The 15,665-nt window shown below is 38.5% G+C and carries 12 protein-coding genes; 7 read left to right on the top strand and 5 right to left on the bottom strand.

The genetic code is table 11. The features are described from left to right. Positions 1–667: 667 nt before the first annotated feature. The 3 genes from ACHZA1_RS10160 to ACHZA1_RS10150 all read left to right on the top strand — a co-directional run bounded on the left by ACHZA1_RS10160 (position 668) and on the right by ACHZA1_RS10150 (position 5,264). Positions 668–3,595, top strand: a complete 2,928-nt coding sequence (locus ACHZA1_RS10160; protein ID WP_320051768.1) for an NB-ARC domain-containing protein — start codon at positions 668–670, stop codon at positions 3,593–3,595. Positions 3,596–4,049: 454 nt separating this feature from the next. Beyond that, positions 4,050–4,745 carry a hypothetical protein gene (locus tag ACHZA1_RS10155; protein ID WP_320051767.1) on the top strand — a complete coding sequence of 232 codons (696 nt, stop codon included), beginning with the start codon at positions 4,050–4,052 and terminating at the stop codon, positions 4,743–4,745. Positions 4,746–4,925: 180 nt separating this feature from the next. After that, the gene (locus ACHZA1_RS10150; RefSeq protein WP_320051766.1) at positions 4,926–5,264 is read left to right on the top strand and encodes a hypothetical protein; all 339 of its coding nucleotides are present in this window, start codon (positions 4,926–4,928) and stop codon (positions 5,262–5,264) included. A 311-nt stretch (positions 5,265–5,575) separates the two neighbouring features. On the opposite strand, the gene ACHZA1_RS10145 is transcribed toward ACHZA1_RS10150, so the two are convergent. The 4 genes from ACHZA1_RS10145 to ACHZA1_RS10130 all read right to left on the bottom strand — a co-directional run bounded on the left by ACHZA1_RS10145 (position 5,576) and on the right by ACHZA1_RS10130 (position 9,573). Continuing rightward, on the bottom strand, positions 5,576–6,223 hold the full coding sequence (locus ACHZA1_RS10145; RefSeq protein ID WP_320051765.1) for a LytTR family DNA-binding domain-containing protein: 648 nt from the start codon (positions 6,221–6,223) through the stop codon (positions 5,576–5,578). Positions 6,224–6,270: 47 nt separating this feature from the next. Next, positions 6,271–7,281 (bottom strand): sensor histidine kinase, encoded by a 1,011-nt coding sequence (locus ACHZA1_RS10140; protein ID WP_394701024.1) that lies wholly within the window; start codon positions 7,279–7,281, stop codon positions 6,271–6,273. 921 nt (positions 7,282–8,202) lie between these two features. Continuing rightward, the gene (locus ACHZA1_RS10135) at positions 8,203–8,637 is read right to left on the bottom strand and encodes a DUF6463 family protein (protein ID WP_320051763.1); all 435 of its coding nucleotides are present in this window, start codon (positions 8,635–8,637) and stop codon (positions 8,203–8,205) included. Between the two features lie 423 nt (positions 8,638–9,060). Further along, positions 9,061–9,573: a DUF2867 domain-containing protein gene (locus ACHZA1_RS10130; RefSeq protein WP_320051762.1), complete on the bottom strand. Its 513-nt coding sequence runs from the start codon at positions 9,571–9,573 to the stop codon at positions 9,061–9,063. 1,111 nt (positions 9,574–10,684) lie between these two features. Here ACHZA1_RS10130 and ACHZA1_RS10125 point away from each other — a divergent pair. The 3 genes from ACHZA1_RS10125 to ACHZA1_RS10115 all read left to right on the top strand — a co-directional run bounded on the left by ACHZA1_RS10125 (position 10,685) and on the right by ACHZA1_RS10115 (position 12,836). Next, a complete protein-coding gene (locus ACHZA1_RS10125) occupies positions 10,685–11,431 on the top strand; it encodes a hypothetical protein (protein ID WP_320051761.1) in 747 nt (248 codons plus the stop codon). A gap of 31 nt (positions 11,432–11,462) precedes the next feature. Beyond that, complete coding sequence (locus ACHZA1_RS10120; protein WP_320051760.1) at positions 11,463–12,275, top strand: hypothetical protein; 813 nt, start codon at positions 11,463–11,465, stop codon at positions 12,273–12,275. 159 nt (positions 12,276–12,434) lie between these two features. Further along, the gene (locus ACHZA1_RS10115) at positions 12,435–12,836 is read left to right on the top strand and encodes a DUF6896 domain-containing protein (protein WP_320051759.1); all 402 of its coding nucleotides are present in this window, start codon (positions 12,435–12,437) and stop codon (positions 12,834–12,836) included. A gap of 939 nt (positions 12,837–13,775) precedes the next feature. On the opposite strand, the gene ACHZA1_RS10110 is transcribed toward ACHZA1_RS10115, so the two are convergent. Next, the gene (locus ACHZA1_RS10110; RefSeq protein ID WP_320051758.1) at positions 13,776–14,432 is read right to left on the bottom strand and encodes a flavodoxin family protein; all 657 of its coding nucleotides are present in this window, start codon (positions 14,430–14,432) and stop codon (positions 13,776–13,778) included. Between the two features lie 806 nt (positions 14,433–15,238). On the opposite strand from ACHZA1_RS10110, the gene ACHZA1_RS10105 reads away from it, so the two are divergent. Continuing rightward, positions 15,239–15,607, top strand: a complete 369-nt coding sequence (locus tag ACHZA1_RS10105) for a helix-turn-helix domain-containing protein (RefSeq protein WP_320051757.1) — start codon at positions 15,239–15,241, stop codon at positions 15,605–15,607. Positions 15,608–15,665: the final 58 nt, after the last annotated feature.

The following is a 15,665-nucleotide window of genomic DNA, read 5'->3' as shown; positions in this document are numbered from 1 at the left end:
AAGGAATTGCCTATGCCATGCCCATCCCCAACTCACCCCTAAATCCCCTCTCTTAGCCGAGTGGTGGGTTAAACAGTAAAAGAACGTTGCCGCTTCTGCTTCCTTTACTCAGGTTACGCCTGCTCGGCCAAAAGAGGGGACTTCCATCGCTCCGATTAGGCTACAGCCTATATCCGTGCCGCACCCCCCTCTTTGCGAATGGTAAGTAGGCGCTTGCAGTATGGGCAGCCTCCCCAATGCCATTCGGAGAGAGGGATTGGGGGTGAGTCGGTTTTGCAAAGCGCTTAGCCACCCCGTAGCTTCGCCTGTTCGGCTACGGGCAAAACCCTCCACATAGCAGCGGCAAGGCTTGCCCTTTTATTGACTAAGCTAAAATAAACCTGACCCTGCCGCACAACCGCAGCGTATAATCGCTAAATTGCTCGCCTATTTATAATCGTAAGCCTATATTAAGCATGGTAACAGTGGAACACTTCGGTTGCGCCCGGTTCGGGGCGGTGGGCTTGCGGTTAGATAGTAGATGCACCTCATTTGCGGAAAAGGTATACATACCACTACAAATTTTGGTGGGATATACACCTTAGGGAGGATGGAGGTGCATATATAAACGAATTAGCGGTCACCCTAAGGACGACCCAATAAAACATAACAAGAAAGACAAATTAATATGGACTATATTTTACATACAATTGAAAAAAAGATAAGGCGATTTGAAGGTACAGCCGAGGCTCGAGTTTATCATCAAGTCAGAGTAGAATATGCCTTTTATTTGTTGCTTTCCTATTTTTGGAACAAAAATTTTGAAGAAATAGGAATTACTGATTTTGTTCTTCAAGGAAATATTATTAAGGAAATCCAAAAACCTTCAATTGGAACAATTGCAAGTATAATTCAAAAACTTGACATTGCTAATGAGTTATCTCAATCTGTTTCTAAAAAAGACACTAAACCCGAATTAAGCGAATATGCCGAACTCAGAAATGATTTAATCGGACACGGTTATAGTTTTGAAGATGATTTAAACAACTTTTCTAATTCATTCGATGTATGGTATCAGAAACTATTGAATCTAAGAGTTCAAATTTTAAGTAGAAAAACTGATTTGATAGTCTGTCAAGGTTTTGATGAAACTACTCAAGAATATATTGGAACAATATATGATTACGAGGGAGACATTAGAAGTAATTGGCGGTGTTCGAAAGAAATCTATGAGTTTGAATTCGAAAATCTTTATGCTTCATACGAACCAAACAATTATTCTCGTTTATCGCCATTTATCCACATAGAAGCTAATGAAGACGGATTGTTTGTATTTAGGAACGTTCAACAAGCACTACTTGGTAAACTTAGATATAACAGAATTGACAAATCAGATAAAGACTTCACTAAATGTTGGGAAGAGTTCGAATTTAGTGCTAATAACGGTGTTTTAAAAAGACAACCCAACGGCTGTATTATAAATGTATTTCACCCCAACTATAAAAGATACATTGAGGTTGGAAGTATAAAAGAAAAAGTTTACGATTTTCTAACAGGTAAAGAAAAGGGATCATCTGTATGTATTACATTATGGGGGCACGGTGGGAACGGTAAAACAGCTACAGTTCAAAAGATATGCGAAGAGCTTTCTCTCAATGAGAAAAAACCTTTTGAATTTATAATTTTTCTTTCCGCAAAAGATAGAGAATTGAATAAGTTCACAGGAAAAATTGTTCCTATAAATACGGAGAATCGCATTACCAGTTTTGAAGAACTTATTAAAAAATTGAACTTACTAATCTATTCAGAAGATTCAACAGACACTAAAAAAATCATTGATGAAAAATCCAGAATGTTGCTTGTCATAGACGACTACGAAACATTTGATGATACGGACAAAGAAAAAATTACTCAATTCATTAAACAATTAAATACTGTTTACCACAAAGTAATCATTACCACTCGAAATAGTTTTCTAAAAATTGGCGATGACATTCAAACGAATGAGTTGGATATATCTAACACAATTAAATTCCTTAATGAGGTATTGACATTTGAACACAACTATACGCCATTACAGCTAAAAGATGTTGAAGCTGAAATTAGACAAGGAGATATTAAGAAGGAAATTCATAAAATAACAATTGGTAAACCCATTGAAATTATCCGCTTCGTAAATTGTTTCGTTCAGAAAGGAAAACTTACTGAAGACTTCCTAAAAGATATGAAACGCGTTAATTCCCATTCTGAAAGAAATGAGTTCTTATATGGTCGAAACTACAAACAACTTGAAGGAGATAAATTAGCACAAGATATTTTTACTGTTATTGGCTTACTTACACCACAAGATTCCCTAACAAGTTTGGTCAAACACATAAAATTCATCTTAAATAAAAAAGATGAAGACGAAGCTGTTTTCAATAATTCATTGGACAAACTCGTTAAGCTTCGCTTAATTGAAGTTGACGAAGACGGTTCTTACAAAGTTGACTCGAAAGATATTCTTGAAATTATGAAACAAGAATACAACAAGAGAAATGAAGGTTTCCGAAGTGGTACTAGAGCATTTTATGAAAGGATAAAAACAAATATTACTACTGATACCGACAGAGCATTATTAACACACGTAAAAACTTTACGCCATCAATCAAATCCAGAAACAACAGTTCAGCAGTATCGAGAAATATTAAGACAGGGGAAAGAGTTTTCGTATGACGTAAAATTTGAAGCACTTTTAGATTTAGGTGATTTCCTTTTTAATCATCGTGGGGAAAAAGAGCTTGCTATAAAATTATTTGACGAATATTTTGATGATTATTATGAGTTTGAAGTTTTAAAACGATATTCGAGTTATTCTTGGAGTTTAGACAAAGAAAAATCAATTAGGATTCTTGAGAGTTTTTATGCAAAAAATTCAACGCGCAACGTAAGTATCACAAAGAATGAGAAACTACATTTGCTTGCGTTAATTGTTATGAGAGAAAGTTTCTATTGGAATGATAAGTTTGAAAGAGAAAATAACAATAGACAAAAAAATAAAGACCAACTTCAAAGAATATACAACAATTATGGTCATATACTCTTTGCACAACTCAAACACATTAATATCACGAAAGATTTAAGCTCGGAAGAACTTAATGACATTACCTTAGCAATAGAAAGTTTAATAGATACTTGCTATCGTATTAACAATAAACCCGTAGCTATTGAAATATGCGAGTTTGGATTAGCTAACTTTCCTGAACGAATACATTTTAGATTCAAGAGGAAAATTGACAAATTAAAAGGATATAGAAGCCATTTTCAACAAAGTCGTCCGAAAACACTTTCTGATTTTGGTGCAAAAGTAAAAGCTGCCTATACACCGTTAGAAATAATAAATCTTGACCCCAAAGACAAAGGATACACAGGTACAATTTTGAAATTATATAATGACCAATCAAAATACGGATACATAAAATATGATTCAGACCAAATTCAAGGCAGAATTTATTTTCGTGAAGCAAGTTTAGTTGGACATAAATTCGAACAATTAAAAGAAGGAGATAAGGTGAAATTTGGTTTTGGCAAAATTAATAAAACTAAATTTGGTGCTATTCAAATGATAAAAGCATAAACGACAAGGGCTAACCTCCGCTAAACGTAGCTCCTAGTTCAGCGCAATCTCAATTAAACGCACGAGGCTCGGCGGAATTTGCAATTCCGTCGAACATAAGTCGCGGTCTTTGACCGCAACTAAACGGCAAAACGAGCACCACCACATAAAAGCGCAGCCATACCAACGACTGCACTTTGTTTTTTACTACTTTTGATTGCGGTCTTCAGACCGCTACTTAGTAAAGTCGAAGTTTAAAACTTCGACTAGCCTTGAGCGCTGATGTAGGCTACGGCGAACGGGGGCACATCGTTTACGCCCCGTTCGGAACTACAGGTCTGCGGTTTTAGGTAAAAGACAGCTGTAGCTGCACATATACACCCATATAGGGATATATTAGGTAGCTTTGTTGCATATATAAACGAGTTGGGCGCAAGTTTGAAAATACGAGCATTAAGGATATTAACATTATAATATGACCAGAACAATAGGTATAATAGGAGACTTTCATAACTCGATAACTCAATCAACAATTGCTGATTCGATTAATCACTCAAATAGATTATTAGGATTTGATACAGCTTTTACATGGATTGACACAGAACAATTGGATTCGGATAATTATATGGATATATTAAATGGATTTGATGGCATCTGGAGTGCACCAGGAGGTCCATTTAATAGTTTAGATGGAGCAATAAACGCAATAAGATATGCCAGAGAAAATAGGATTCCGCATCTTGGAACTTGTGCTGGTTATCAACATACGATTATCGAGTATGCACGTAATGTATCAGGATTTAAGAATGCTCAACATGCCGAGTATTCATCAGATTTAGATAATCAATTTATAAGTAAAATGTCTTGTTCCTTAAAGGGTACAAAAGATAAAGTGATTTTGGTTAAGGATTCAATCGCTCAAAGGATTTATAATTCAAGTGAGATAGAAGGTGATTATTTTTGTAGTTATGGATTAAATAATGATTTTAAATTTGTATTTGAACACAGTGACTTTGTGGTAAGTGGATTTGATAAGGATAATGCAATTCGGATATTGGAATTAAGGAATCATCCATTTTTTATAGCAACAGTATTCGTTCCACAAGTTGATTCAACATTCGAGAAACCTAATAAATTGATAACAGAATTTGTGAGAATAGTGAACAGTTAAAAAAACCAGCGCCCAACAAGCGGTCTCAGCTAAGCGTAGCGTCCTCGCTACGCTCTAGCAACCAAGGCCTCCGGCCGTAACAATTATCACCAAGGCTACGCTTGAAGGGCAGCTTTACCATGAAAAGCTGCCGCTGTTGGTTCCCCGTTACATGGCATTAAAAAAAACAGCACAACCATAATGAAACACCTTGATTTTAAAGATAAATTTCTAAGAATTGATGATAAGGAACTTGAAATGGAGTTCTCGATTAAAGATGCTCGGATTATAGATAATAAAGCAATTGTGATTTTTGACTTTAATGATTTAGTTCCAAAACATAGACAATTTAATAATTGCAGAGCGTTTGATAATAATGGAGATTTGATATGGATTGCTGAACATCCGACAAATACAAGTGCTGATTTCTATGTTGAGTTTATGGATTCTAAATCTAATAAATTATGGAATTTTAGTTGTTTCATCTGTCAACTAGATTACAAGACAGGTAGATTAATTAAATCGGAGTTCACAAAATGATTTTTAAAACGGTAGATTCAAGAAACAAATGCAGCGGGTTTGACCCCCCAAGCTAAGCGTAGCGTCCTCGCTACGCTTGGTTGAGCAAGGCTTCCAGCCTATTATTAATGCGGCTCCTGCTCCCAAGTTCAGCGCAATCTAAATTAAACGCACGAGGTTCGGCGGAATTTGGCTACGCCGAGCTCCGCTTCGCTACGGTTGCAATTGACTACGTCGGACTTCGTTTCCGTCGAGCTTAAGTAGTGGTTTGTAACCGCCATTAAGCAGCAAGCTTGCTTGACAGGAGGGTACCGCTCGAGATCGAATAAAAGTCAATGGCCCGAATGGCTTATAAACGCATAAAAATTATCCCGGAAAGCATCCCCTATCGGAATCATGTTATCCTTAATCTTTATGCGGTTGCGCTCTATCGATTCAATCTTCGTTTTAGCTACAACCCATGATTTATGGACCTGGACAAACTTATTGGAAGGTAATTGACCAAGCATTGTAGCGAAGCTTTGTTTGGTCATAATCCTTTTATACGGCGTTACAATTTGCAGGTACTCCTTCATTCCTTCAATCCAAAGGATATCTTCAACCTGGATATTTTCGAGCCGGTATTCGGTTTTTACAAAAATATTAGCAGCTGTATCCGGGCTCATTTGCTTTGCCAGCGCATCGTCATAAGCTTTGTTCACGGCATCCAAAAAACGTTCAAACGAATATGGTTTCAACAGGTAATCAAACACCCGAAGCTCATAGCCCTTCAGCGCGTAATCGGCATACGCGGTAGTAATGATGACGTAAGGTTTTACCGATAACGCTTCCAGCAGCTGGATACCGGTAAGCTGCTCCATCTGAATATCGAGAAAAAGAACATCAACCTTATCCGCTTTCATATGCTGCATCCCCGAGAGGGCATCTTCAAAGCTGCCACGCAGCTCCAGAAAAGGTATTTTAGCAATAAAGCCTTCCATCTTGGTAATGGCAGGCGGTTCGTCTTCGATAATAATGCACGACAATTTCATGAGAGCAGGATGCTTAGGTCAACGCTAAAGATATGGTTTTCCTTCGAAACATGGAGCTGATACTTTCCCGGATAAAGAAGTGCAAGCCGGCGTTTTACATTCTCAAGCCCCACTCCTCCCGATCTTTCGTGCTGGGAAACCTCATCATTAAAATAATTCCGGCAAACAAAATGCAGCTGCTTCCCGTCACATTGTAAAGAGATATCGATAACCGGCACGATCCCCTTATTCGCAGAATACTTAAAAGCGTTTTCAACAAACGGGATGAACAGCATGGGGGCCAGCTCATAGCTAGAACAATCACAAGGAAATGAATATTTTACATATTCTGGCTTCTTAAACCGGATCTGTTGAAGCCGGATGTAATTCTGTACATATTCGACCTCTTTGGTTAACGGCACTTTTTCCGGTCGTGTTTCGTAAACCATGTACCGCATCATATCCGACAGCGTTATAAGCGCCTTCGACGCCTCATCGGGGGCACTGTGTATAAACGAATCGATATTGTTGAGTGTATTGAAGAGAAAATGAGGATTAATTTGTGATTTAAGGACTTCCAGCTCATTTTTCAGGTTACGGTTTTCCAGTTCTGCTTTCACCTTGATGTTGGTAAACCAATTCTCAAAGCCTCTCACCAGGCTTCCGCTTTGGGCAATGATAAAAGTGCCGACAACTGGAAGCCCGAAAACACTAAATCGCTGTACCTTAAAATGAGGTGCAATAACCCAATGGGCAACGAGGAAGACAAACGACACCAAAACCGTTAATATCAACGAATAAATGAGATAACGAACCAATTGCCGCTGCTCGAAATAACGAATAAAATACCCGTAGAACAGATAAAAGATAACAGCCGCCCATATAAAATTTAAGGCCAAATGCGGGATTAACAAAGTAATTCCGTCAAAATCGGCAATACTAGAGTATAACATAGCCAACACTACGGAGAACGCCCCAAATACCGTCCAGAAAATGCCGTGAATCAATATTTTTAAAGCCAGCTTCATTGCCTCGATAAGCTTAATTCTTCCTTCTCGCCCAGTACCCTTCCGGGCAAAAAGCATTGATGCAAACCTACGAATAAGATCAAATATGCAAAAGGGTTGTCCCCCCCTGAGCGTAACGCCCCCCGTTCGGCTGAGGCTCCTGCCTCAGTCGCTTCTATCCTTGTAGGCTTTGCCTACATAACGGAGCGTAGCCCCCAACTCGGCTACGGGCAAAAACCCTCACGTAGCGGCGGCAAGTCCTCGCTTTTTACTGGCTAAGCTACAATCCTGAAAGGATTGAATTTTAATAGCCCCGAGTGAAACTCGGGGAATTAGGTTGGAAGATGAAAACAACCCCGAAGGGGTTGAATAGCTTCTCTGAGAAACGGGCTAGCCCATAACGAATACCCAGGGATTTCGCCTTTAAGATTCTTGTTCTAGAAAAGGCCTTTATAAACCTCAGAATAAAAAGGTTTCCCATATTAGCTCGTTTAACAACGGCAGGCAAGCGTAGTATCACCAAACAACCTTCTTCCGTAGACACCATGGCGTAGCTGGAGGCGTTAGCCGACATCCCGAAAAGTTCCGACAACGGGACATACCAGACTGGCACGAATCCCTGTTTGAGCTGGCACATCCCGCTCTGCGGGAGAGGTCGCCTCCACATGTTCCTCAATGCTGTAACGGTCTTAGGGCTATTACCACATTTGAGGTAGCGCCATTCCTCCGCGACTGAGCGAGTTAATTCGTGCCAAGGGTTTTTGATCCTTTTTGCCCTACAAAAAGGATAGAAAAGAATAAAAGCTCGCGGCTAAAATCATAAGCAGCATTCAAGGCTTAGCTGAATTTTGTGCTTTTATTTTTTAAAGCGAAATCCCTGAACGAATACCCACCCTATTCGTTATAGAGCCTAATTTTTCGTTATTAGAAATATCATGGATATCAAGAATTTGACATTTGACTTTTCCGAGCTTTTACATAATTACTTATCAGCATGTAAACCGCCTGTGGCAACATAAAATACGTCATTCCCGAACAAGGAATCATGTAGCTGCCAATTAGTACGATAATTAAGTAGGATATGGTAAAGCTATAGGGCAAGGCAATCCCCTTCCTTTCCATTGAGTGCACCAACAAACCTAATGGAATGACTAGTATGCCAAAATAAAAGAACCAAAAAGCGGCAAACGTTTCAAAATTTGTACGTCCTGTCATTGCAGGAAATTCTTCCAATCCTCTGCTTATTTTAAAAAAACCCGATTGGGCAAATCCGTGAAATTGCTTGCCAAAACCACCAGCCGACAAAGCGCACTGGGTATGCATGATCCCAATGATTACAAGCAATATCCCGTTAGTTACTTTCTTTAGTATTTTCATAACATTTGGAGTTTTAAGGTTTCGTTTAATATTTCTGGCTAAAAAACATTGGTACGGTATAACATACAGTTGGCAACGCACACATTAAAAGGATCACTGGGGATGGCTGGCGGAAAGCTGAAAATAATGTAAACTCGGTTACGATGCGAATGACAAAGAATAAGATACACATTCCCAATACACTGTATCTTAGCAAGCTGCCTAGTATGGCTTTAGGCTGAACAAGCGACACTACTCCCATAAATAGTAAAACCAAAATAACAATGGCATGGTAAGTCAAAAAAATTGACCGGTTTACCTGCGACAGGCAGCTTAGTGTGTTGTCCCAGTCAAATAGCTTATTAAACAAGACGTGAAAAACAACAAACAGGAGGTCAATTGCCCCTGCTATACGGAGCATCAATACGCAATTCTTCATCATAATTATTTTTCAGAAAATTCATTGGTTATGCTAGTTATCATCGATTTGATAATGAGAATATGAAAAGGTTTTACTACGAAAAAATAGACACGTCCCCAGAAGTTATGATAGCACACCTTGGTTGTAACTGTCACCTTATATTTATAAGGTTGTATCTCCAACCTAAAAGACAAGCTGGCCGAGAGATGCTTATCGCTAGCATAGAGCAAGACCTCTTCGTCGGTTACTTCCTGCACATCAAAAAAACCGGCTCTTTCACCTTTTCGGATAGCCAAAACAGGCTGTTCCACCTCTTCTCCGGTTTGCAAACCCAACGGACGAACCAAGCAATTGCGCACTTTATAAAGCCAAACCAGCCAGGTTGGATTATAATTCAGCAGATAACGGGCAATACTGGTCACTTGTATGGGTTGCCGGGAAATAATTTCTCCTGAAAAGCTATCAGAATAATGTATCGTCGTAAAACAATCCCGCATCAACGATTTCTCGGGAGTGGCTATTTTTAAAGCATTCATGACTAATAGGTTAATTTGTCAGTACAAATATCCAATTAAGATTTATGCCAAACAAAACCAATCAACCAACGGACAATAACCGTCAACCAACTCAGTTCGACTGAGACTCCTGCCCTAGTTCAGCGTAGCATAAATGAAACGCACGAGGCTCGGCGTAGCTAAACTTCGCCGAGCCTCGTGCGCTGATACAGGCTTCGGCAAGTGGGGTGTTGCCCGTAGGGCATTCCGACTTGTAGCATGTCGCCACCTTACTTCGTAGAGGTTAAACCAGTCCGTTATAACCGAAGATCAACGTATTTTACCATCCAATGACAGGTATTCAAAAACCTGTCAGGTATTACCTTGTGGTGTAGAATCTCGGAAACGGGCACTATAGCATGCCTTGCTCTATACCCCTCACTAGCCGTAGTCTAATTAAACGCACGCGGCTCGGCGGAATTTGCAATTCCGTCGAACTTAAGTAGCGGTCTTTGACCGCCATTAAGCAGCAAGCTTGCACCACCACATAAAAGCGCAGCCATACCAACGGCTGCGCTTTGTTTTTTGCTGCTCTATCCAAACAGGCGAAGCCTGCTCGGATAAAAGAAGGGACTACCTGCGCTCCGATTAAGCTGCAGCTTATATCCGTGCAGCAGCCCCCTCTTTGCGAATGGCAAGTATAGCCGCTTACCGTATGGGCAGCCTCTCCAATGCCATTCGGAGAGAGGGGGATTGGGGGTGAGTCGAATTTGCAAAGCGCTATAGCCACCCCGTAGCTTCGCCTGTTCAGCTATGGGCAAAAACCTCCACATAGCTGCGACAAGGCTTACCCTTTTACTGGCTAAGCTAAAATAAACCTGCCCCTGCCGCAAAACTGCAGCGTATAATAACTAAATTGCCCGCCAACTTATAGCCGTAAGCCTAAGGTAAGCATGGTGGTGGTAGAGCACTTCGTTTATGCCCTATTCGAGGTGTTGGATTTGCGGTTTGTAGGTAAAAGGCAGCTATAGCTGCACATATACACCCATATAGGGATATATTAGGTAACTTTGTTGCATATATAAACGAGTTACCGCCAAGTGTAAGGAAGAAATCTGGATAATGAAATGTTGTTTCAAATTTGAATTTATTAATGGAATTATATAAAGCAATATATGGAGATTCTTGGAAAGAAAACATTGTTCTTTCAAGCGTTCCTTTATGGAAATATGACAAGCAAATTCCTATAGCAAATGCTTCAGGTTGTTTAATAAACTATAAAAACAATGTTTTTTTAGTTTCAATCGCTCATGCATCCATTGCTGAGAGTGAATGGAATGTTGAAGTTAAAGCAGTTGAAAAGGTTGGTGATCATTTTGGTACTATTCTTCAGCCAATTAAAATGCAACCGCTAGCAGAATTTAAAATAACTCCTAATGGAACAGGTTTTACCGAACCTAAAATTGTTGATTTTACTTACCGAAAAGTTTCTGATACATTTAAATCCACGCATTGTTTAGGTATAATAAATCAAAATCAATTAATGGAAAGTGATAGAACAGTTTTCTCAACAAACTTTCAAGACATCCCATCAGAAGAGAAAAAGTATGGTTTTTATGGTAAAGTAAAATTCAACGGAGTAAAAGGGAAATTAATGGATTTTCAACACAGAATAGAGAGTGATTTAGAATATATAGGTAAAAAAGATGAATTTTACGTATTTAGATTATCCCACAAATATGGTTCACATGCTAATTATGTTGGATGTAGTGGAGCTCCAATAATAGACCAAGATAATAAAGTGGTAGCACTTGTATCATATGGTGTGAAAAGTGAGAATTGTATTTATGCTATTGATATTGCTAAATATAGGGCTGCACTTGATATAGAATTATTATAACAAACCAATTTAGATTTTAAATATGAGCTTTTTGAAACTTTGTAACAATGATAATTTTTTAGTACTTCTTCGAGATACATTCAAAGCGTGTCCAATTAGAATTCCAGAAGAGAGAATTAAACCAATAATTGTTTATTCACAAGTAAGGAAAAAATATAAATATATTGGAGATGTTGTGAATCTATTAAATGATAATACAAAAATTGAGATAGAAGAACAAGTCTCTCAAATGGCAAGTTTATCTGCTACAAAGACAAAATCAGTAGACGCAAAATTAGGATTAGAAGTGATGGGCGGTTTTTTACAAGGTTTTGGAACTAAAGGAGCATCACTTGATTTTGCATTTAAAGGAGTGAAGAAGATTTCTTTTTCATTTCAAAATGTTAGTCGGTCTTTTGTTGATGTCGGAAAATTATGTGATTTATTGTCTAAACGAAAGTTTAATTTGGATAACCCTGTAAATAAAACGTTTGTAGATGAATCCGCAAAATGTATTATAATTGACAGTGTGATAAAAAGCGACAATTTTTCGATTTGTGTTGAGGAATCGACTGAAAGTGATTTTAAATTTGATATTTCAGAGATTCAGAAAGCTATAAGTTCAAATGGTAATAATATTTCAACAAAGTCATCTAACAATCTAAATATATCATTTCAAGGAGATAAATCGTTAGCTTTTGCCTTTTCTGGCTTTATAGTAAATTGTGATGAAGATGGCTCAATATATTATGAAGGAGAACCTGATAAGATGAATTTAACAGTTGAACCAACAAAAACTAGTAGAGTTATTCCTCCCTATTTAGATTTTATAGAATCTGATTTTGGATTATTAGAATTTGAATAAACACCAAGCGGTAACAAGCGGTCATAAAACATAGCGGTTTCGGTGCAATTTGCAAGCTCAGATCCCGCAGGCAAGGTCTGTAAAGGGGGATAGGTTCGCAGCCACGCAATCCGCTACGTTTCATACCGCCAACCGTTGGCAACAATTAAAGAAATGAACATGGAAACAATTGAACTGTTAATTGATGATTTTCTGAGAGAAGCAGAATATGCTGCCAATTGTTTTTACAAGAAATATTATCGTAAAGATTTATTAATAGCATCTAAAGATGGCACTATTATAAGATCCGGTAAAATCGAAGGTCTTCAACATTATGCTTTTCATGGAATAGGTCTGTATGCTAAACGGAAAAATTGTGAAATTGATTTTGACTTTGGATTGAACGACAGAATTGACGGATTTGACACTTGGCGATTGAATCAATTTGCTCAGTCAAGAAAAGAGAAAAAAGAGAAATGGACTGAAGATAAAATTAAAAATGAACTGGTAAGACTGGAACAGATGGGAAAGATATCAAAGTTGAAGGATGATATTTCTTCTAACTATTACAGGAATGAATAAAAAAATGTTGCCAACACACGGTATAGTCAACAAGCGGGTGAAGTGGTAAGCGGAAGTTTTCTGCGCCACAGCAGCCGCAAAGCAGGCTGAGAGAACGGAAGCCAGCAAGCACTTGTTGCCCCTAGTTCAGCGTAGCCTAAATTAAACGCACACGGCTCGGCGGAATTTGCAATTCCGTCGAACTTAAGTAGCGGTCTTTGACCGCCATTAAACAGCAAGCTTGCACCACCACATAAAAGCGCAGCCATACCAACGGCTACGCTTTTTTTTTTGCTGCTCTATCCAAACAGGCGAAGCCTGCTCGTCTAAAAGAGAGGACTTCCTGCGCTCCGATTATGCTGCAGCTTATATCCGTGCCGCCCCCCCCTCTTTGCGAATGGCAAGTAGGCGCTTACGGTATGGGCAGCCTCTCCAATGCCATTCGGAGAGAGGGGGATTGGGGGGGAGTCGGTTTTGCAAAGCGCTTAGCCACCCTTTTCGTTACTTACCCATCCTTAGTTTGAAGGCTATCGGCAGGTGCCTTCGCCAAACAAGGAAGTCCCCCTTGCCATGCCCATTCCCAACTCACCCCTAAATCCCCTCTCTTAGCCGAGTGGTTGGTTAACCAGTAAAAGAACGTTACCGCTTCTGCTTTCTTTACTCAGGCGCCGCCTGCTCGGCCAAAAGAGGGGACTTCCTGCGCTCCGATTAAGCTGCAGCCTATATCCGTGCCGCAGCCCCCTCTTTGCGAATGGCAAGTAGGCGCTTACGGTATGGGCAGGCTCTCTAATGCCATTCGGAGAGAGGGGGATTGGGGGTGAGTCGGATTTGCAAAGTGCGGCAAGCACCTCTTTCTTTGCCTACCCGTCCTTAGCTTGACGGATATGGGCAGGTACCTTCGCCAAACAAGGAACATTAAACAGGGGCGTCACCGCCCCTGTTTAATTGATGGTTATATATTCATTTGTACAATTCAACAAGATTTTTACCCATTTCAAAAGCATTTTTGCAATCAATTGGAAATTGTATTTCTCGTGCAACGTTCTGCTTCTTTTCAATTTCATCGCTAATTACATATCTTGATGGGTTTTTAAATATGGTTGTTTGATTTGCAGTCATATACTCCCATTTACCATTAAAAACTGAGCTACCCAATGCAGCATGCAACTTGAACATAGAGTCCATATTTTTTTGAATCATTGAGTCAATAGAAATCCCCATTGTATAAATCATGCCAACATTAATTTGTCCTTTAAATTGATTCCTATCATTAAGATCATAAGACAAGTTCATGTACTCTAAACGCTCCTTAAAAGCCTGTAATGCCCCAGATATATTGTATACGTAAATGGGTGAACCCATTATTAAAACATCACACTTCATTACTTTTTCAAGTATTGGTGTCAATTCATCCTGCATGCTGCACTGATTAATTAACTTTTTGTTTTTTAATTTACAGGCAAAACAACTGATACATCCTTTATAATTCAAATCGTATAAATGTATTATTTCTGTTTCTGCTCCAGCTGATTTTGCTCCTTCAAGAGCATGATTCAGTAATGTTGCCGTATTTCCATTTTTCCGAGGGCTTCCATTTATTGCTATAACCTTTTTCATTGGGGTAGTTGTTTAAATTAATTCCTCGACAAAATTATTCACATTTGCGACCTGATTAACGATACTTTCGCTGGGGAAAGCACTATCTAAAAGGAAAGTAGCTTAACATGAGTTCGATTTAAGCATTTTGCTTTAATGCGCTATTTTCAATCATTTCGATATTTAGAGATGTTTTTTAGGAAAGAATGAATATGCAATTGACCCAGATAACATATATCCACATTACCTTGAGTGAGCATGTAATCTACAATTTCACCTTTATCATTGATAGTCAGATGTAATTTCAATCAAAAAATTATATCCAATAGAACATTGTCCTTTCGTTGCAATATCTTTAAAAGCTTCATTGAAACACTCTCTTTTGGGAATGACACATCTTTAAAGGAGTGGAATCAATAAAAGAAACCTCAGAACACTAACCCAAACAGCATGTTTTCAACAATATAGTCATTGGCATAATTGCTCCCGGTTGTAATTCCACAAAACGACTATAGGAAATTCACGTTGAAGGTGTTATCAAAATCGTAATTACTTTACTATATGATAGAGTAGATATTCTGCTTCTAGACTTTTTAGTGCTATCATTTGAAATTACATGACCCGACTTAACGTTATTAAAATCAATGCAGAAATCGTCTACAATACAATAAATTTCTGTAAGTTTATCAATAGAAATCACGCGCGTGTGTTTTATTTGTTTTAAACATTTAAACATCTGACACTTAAACACAATGGGGAATCCTCATTTTTTATAGTATTTATTGAACTGTTTTACGTCGAACTCTAGTTAATTTAAATGTTAAACCATGAATGATTCAGATAAACAATTACACTCAGGTAACGAAGACAAGGAAAAATGTAAAAAAAAAATGATTGCTATTAGAGATTCGCTTGATGTACTTTATGGAAAATGGAAGATTCCAATCATTGCAGCGGTGTATTATGGAAATAAGCGATTTAAAGACATTAAGAATGAGATTCCAGGATTAACAGATAAAAGTTTAGCTAAAGAATTAAAAGAAATGGTTGGAGATGGACTATTAGCACGTGTTACAATTGACGCGTTTCCCCCTCTTGTTCAATATGAATTGACTGAGTATTCTGAATCGCTGAAACCTGTAATTGATGCACTATTTGAATGGGGATTTAAACATCGAAAAAAGATGTTAGAATAATCTTTTCATATGAAAGTGTGGGGGGGCAAGAAAAGCATGTGTGCGAAAGCGAATGGTT

Origin of the sequence: uncultured Acetobacteroides sp. (assembly GCF_963667355.2) — a bacterium.
Classification (GTDB): domain Bacteria; phylum Bacteroidota; class Bacteroidia; order Bacteroidales; family ZOR0009; genus Acetobacteroides.
Note: the sequence above shows the minus strand (reverse complement) of the source record. Positions and strands in the feature narration are given on the sequence as shown.

Excerpts from the sequence above, each read along its gene's own strand:
- ACHZA1_RS10130 (WP_320051762.1), bottom strand. The coding sequence starts at position 9,573 with ATGAATGCTTTAAAAATAGCCACTCCCGAGAAATCGTTGATGCGGGAT.
- ACHZA1_RS10125 (WP_320051761.1), top strand. The coding sequence starts at position 10,685 with ATGGAATTATATAAAGCAATATATGGAGATTCTTGGAAAGAAAACATT.
- ACHZA1_RS10110 (WP_320051758.1), bottom strand. The coding sequence starts at position 14,432 with ATGAAAAAGGTTATAGCAATAAATGGAAGCCCTCGGAAAAATGGAAAT.
- ACHZA1_RS10105 (WP_320051757.1), top strand. The coding sequence starts at position 15,239 with ATGAATGATTCAGATAAACAATTACACTCAGGTAACGAAGACAAGGAA.
- ACHZA1_RS10150 (WP_320051766.1), top strand. The coding sequence starts at position 4,926 with ATGAAACACCTTGATTTTAAAGATAAATTTCTAAGAATTGATGATAAG.
- ACHZA1_RS10115 (WP_320051759.1), top strand. The coding sequence starts at position 12,435 with ATGGAAACAATTGAACTGTTAATTGATGATTTTCTGAGAGAAGCAGAA.
- ACHZA1_RS10135 (WP_320051763.1), bottom strand. The coding sequence starts at position 8,637 with ATGAAAATACTAAAGAAAGTAACTAACGGGATATTGCTTGTAATCATT.
- ACHZA1_RS10155 (WP_320051767.1), top strand. The coding sequence starts at position 4,050 with ATGACCAGAACAATAGGTATAATAGGAGACTTTCATAACTCGATAACT.
- ACHZA1_RS10145 (WP_320051765.1), bottom strand. The coding sequence starts at position 6,223 with ATGGAAGGCTTTATTGCTAAAATACCTTTTCTGGAGCTGCGTGGCAGC.
- ACHZA1_RS10140 (WP_394701024.1), bottom strand. The coding sequence starts at position 7,281 with ATGAAGCTGGCTTTAAAAATATTGATTCACGGCATTTTCTGGACGGTA.
- ACHZA1_RS10160 (WP_320051768.1), top strand. The coding sequence starts at position 668 with ATGGACTATATTTTACATACAATTGAAAAAAAGATAAGGCGATTTGAA.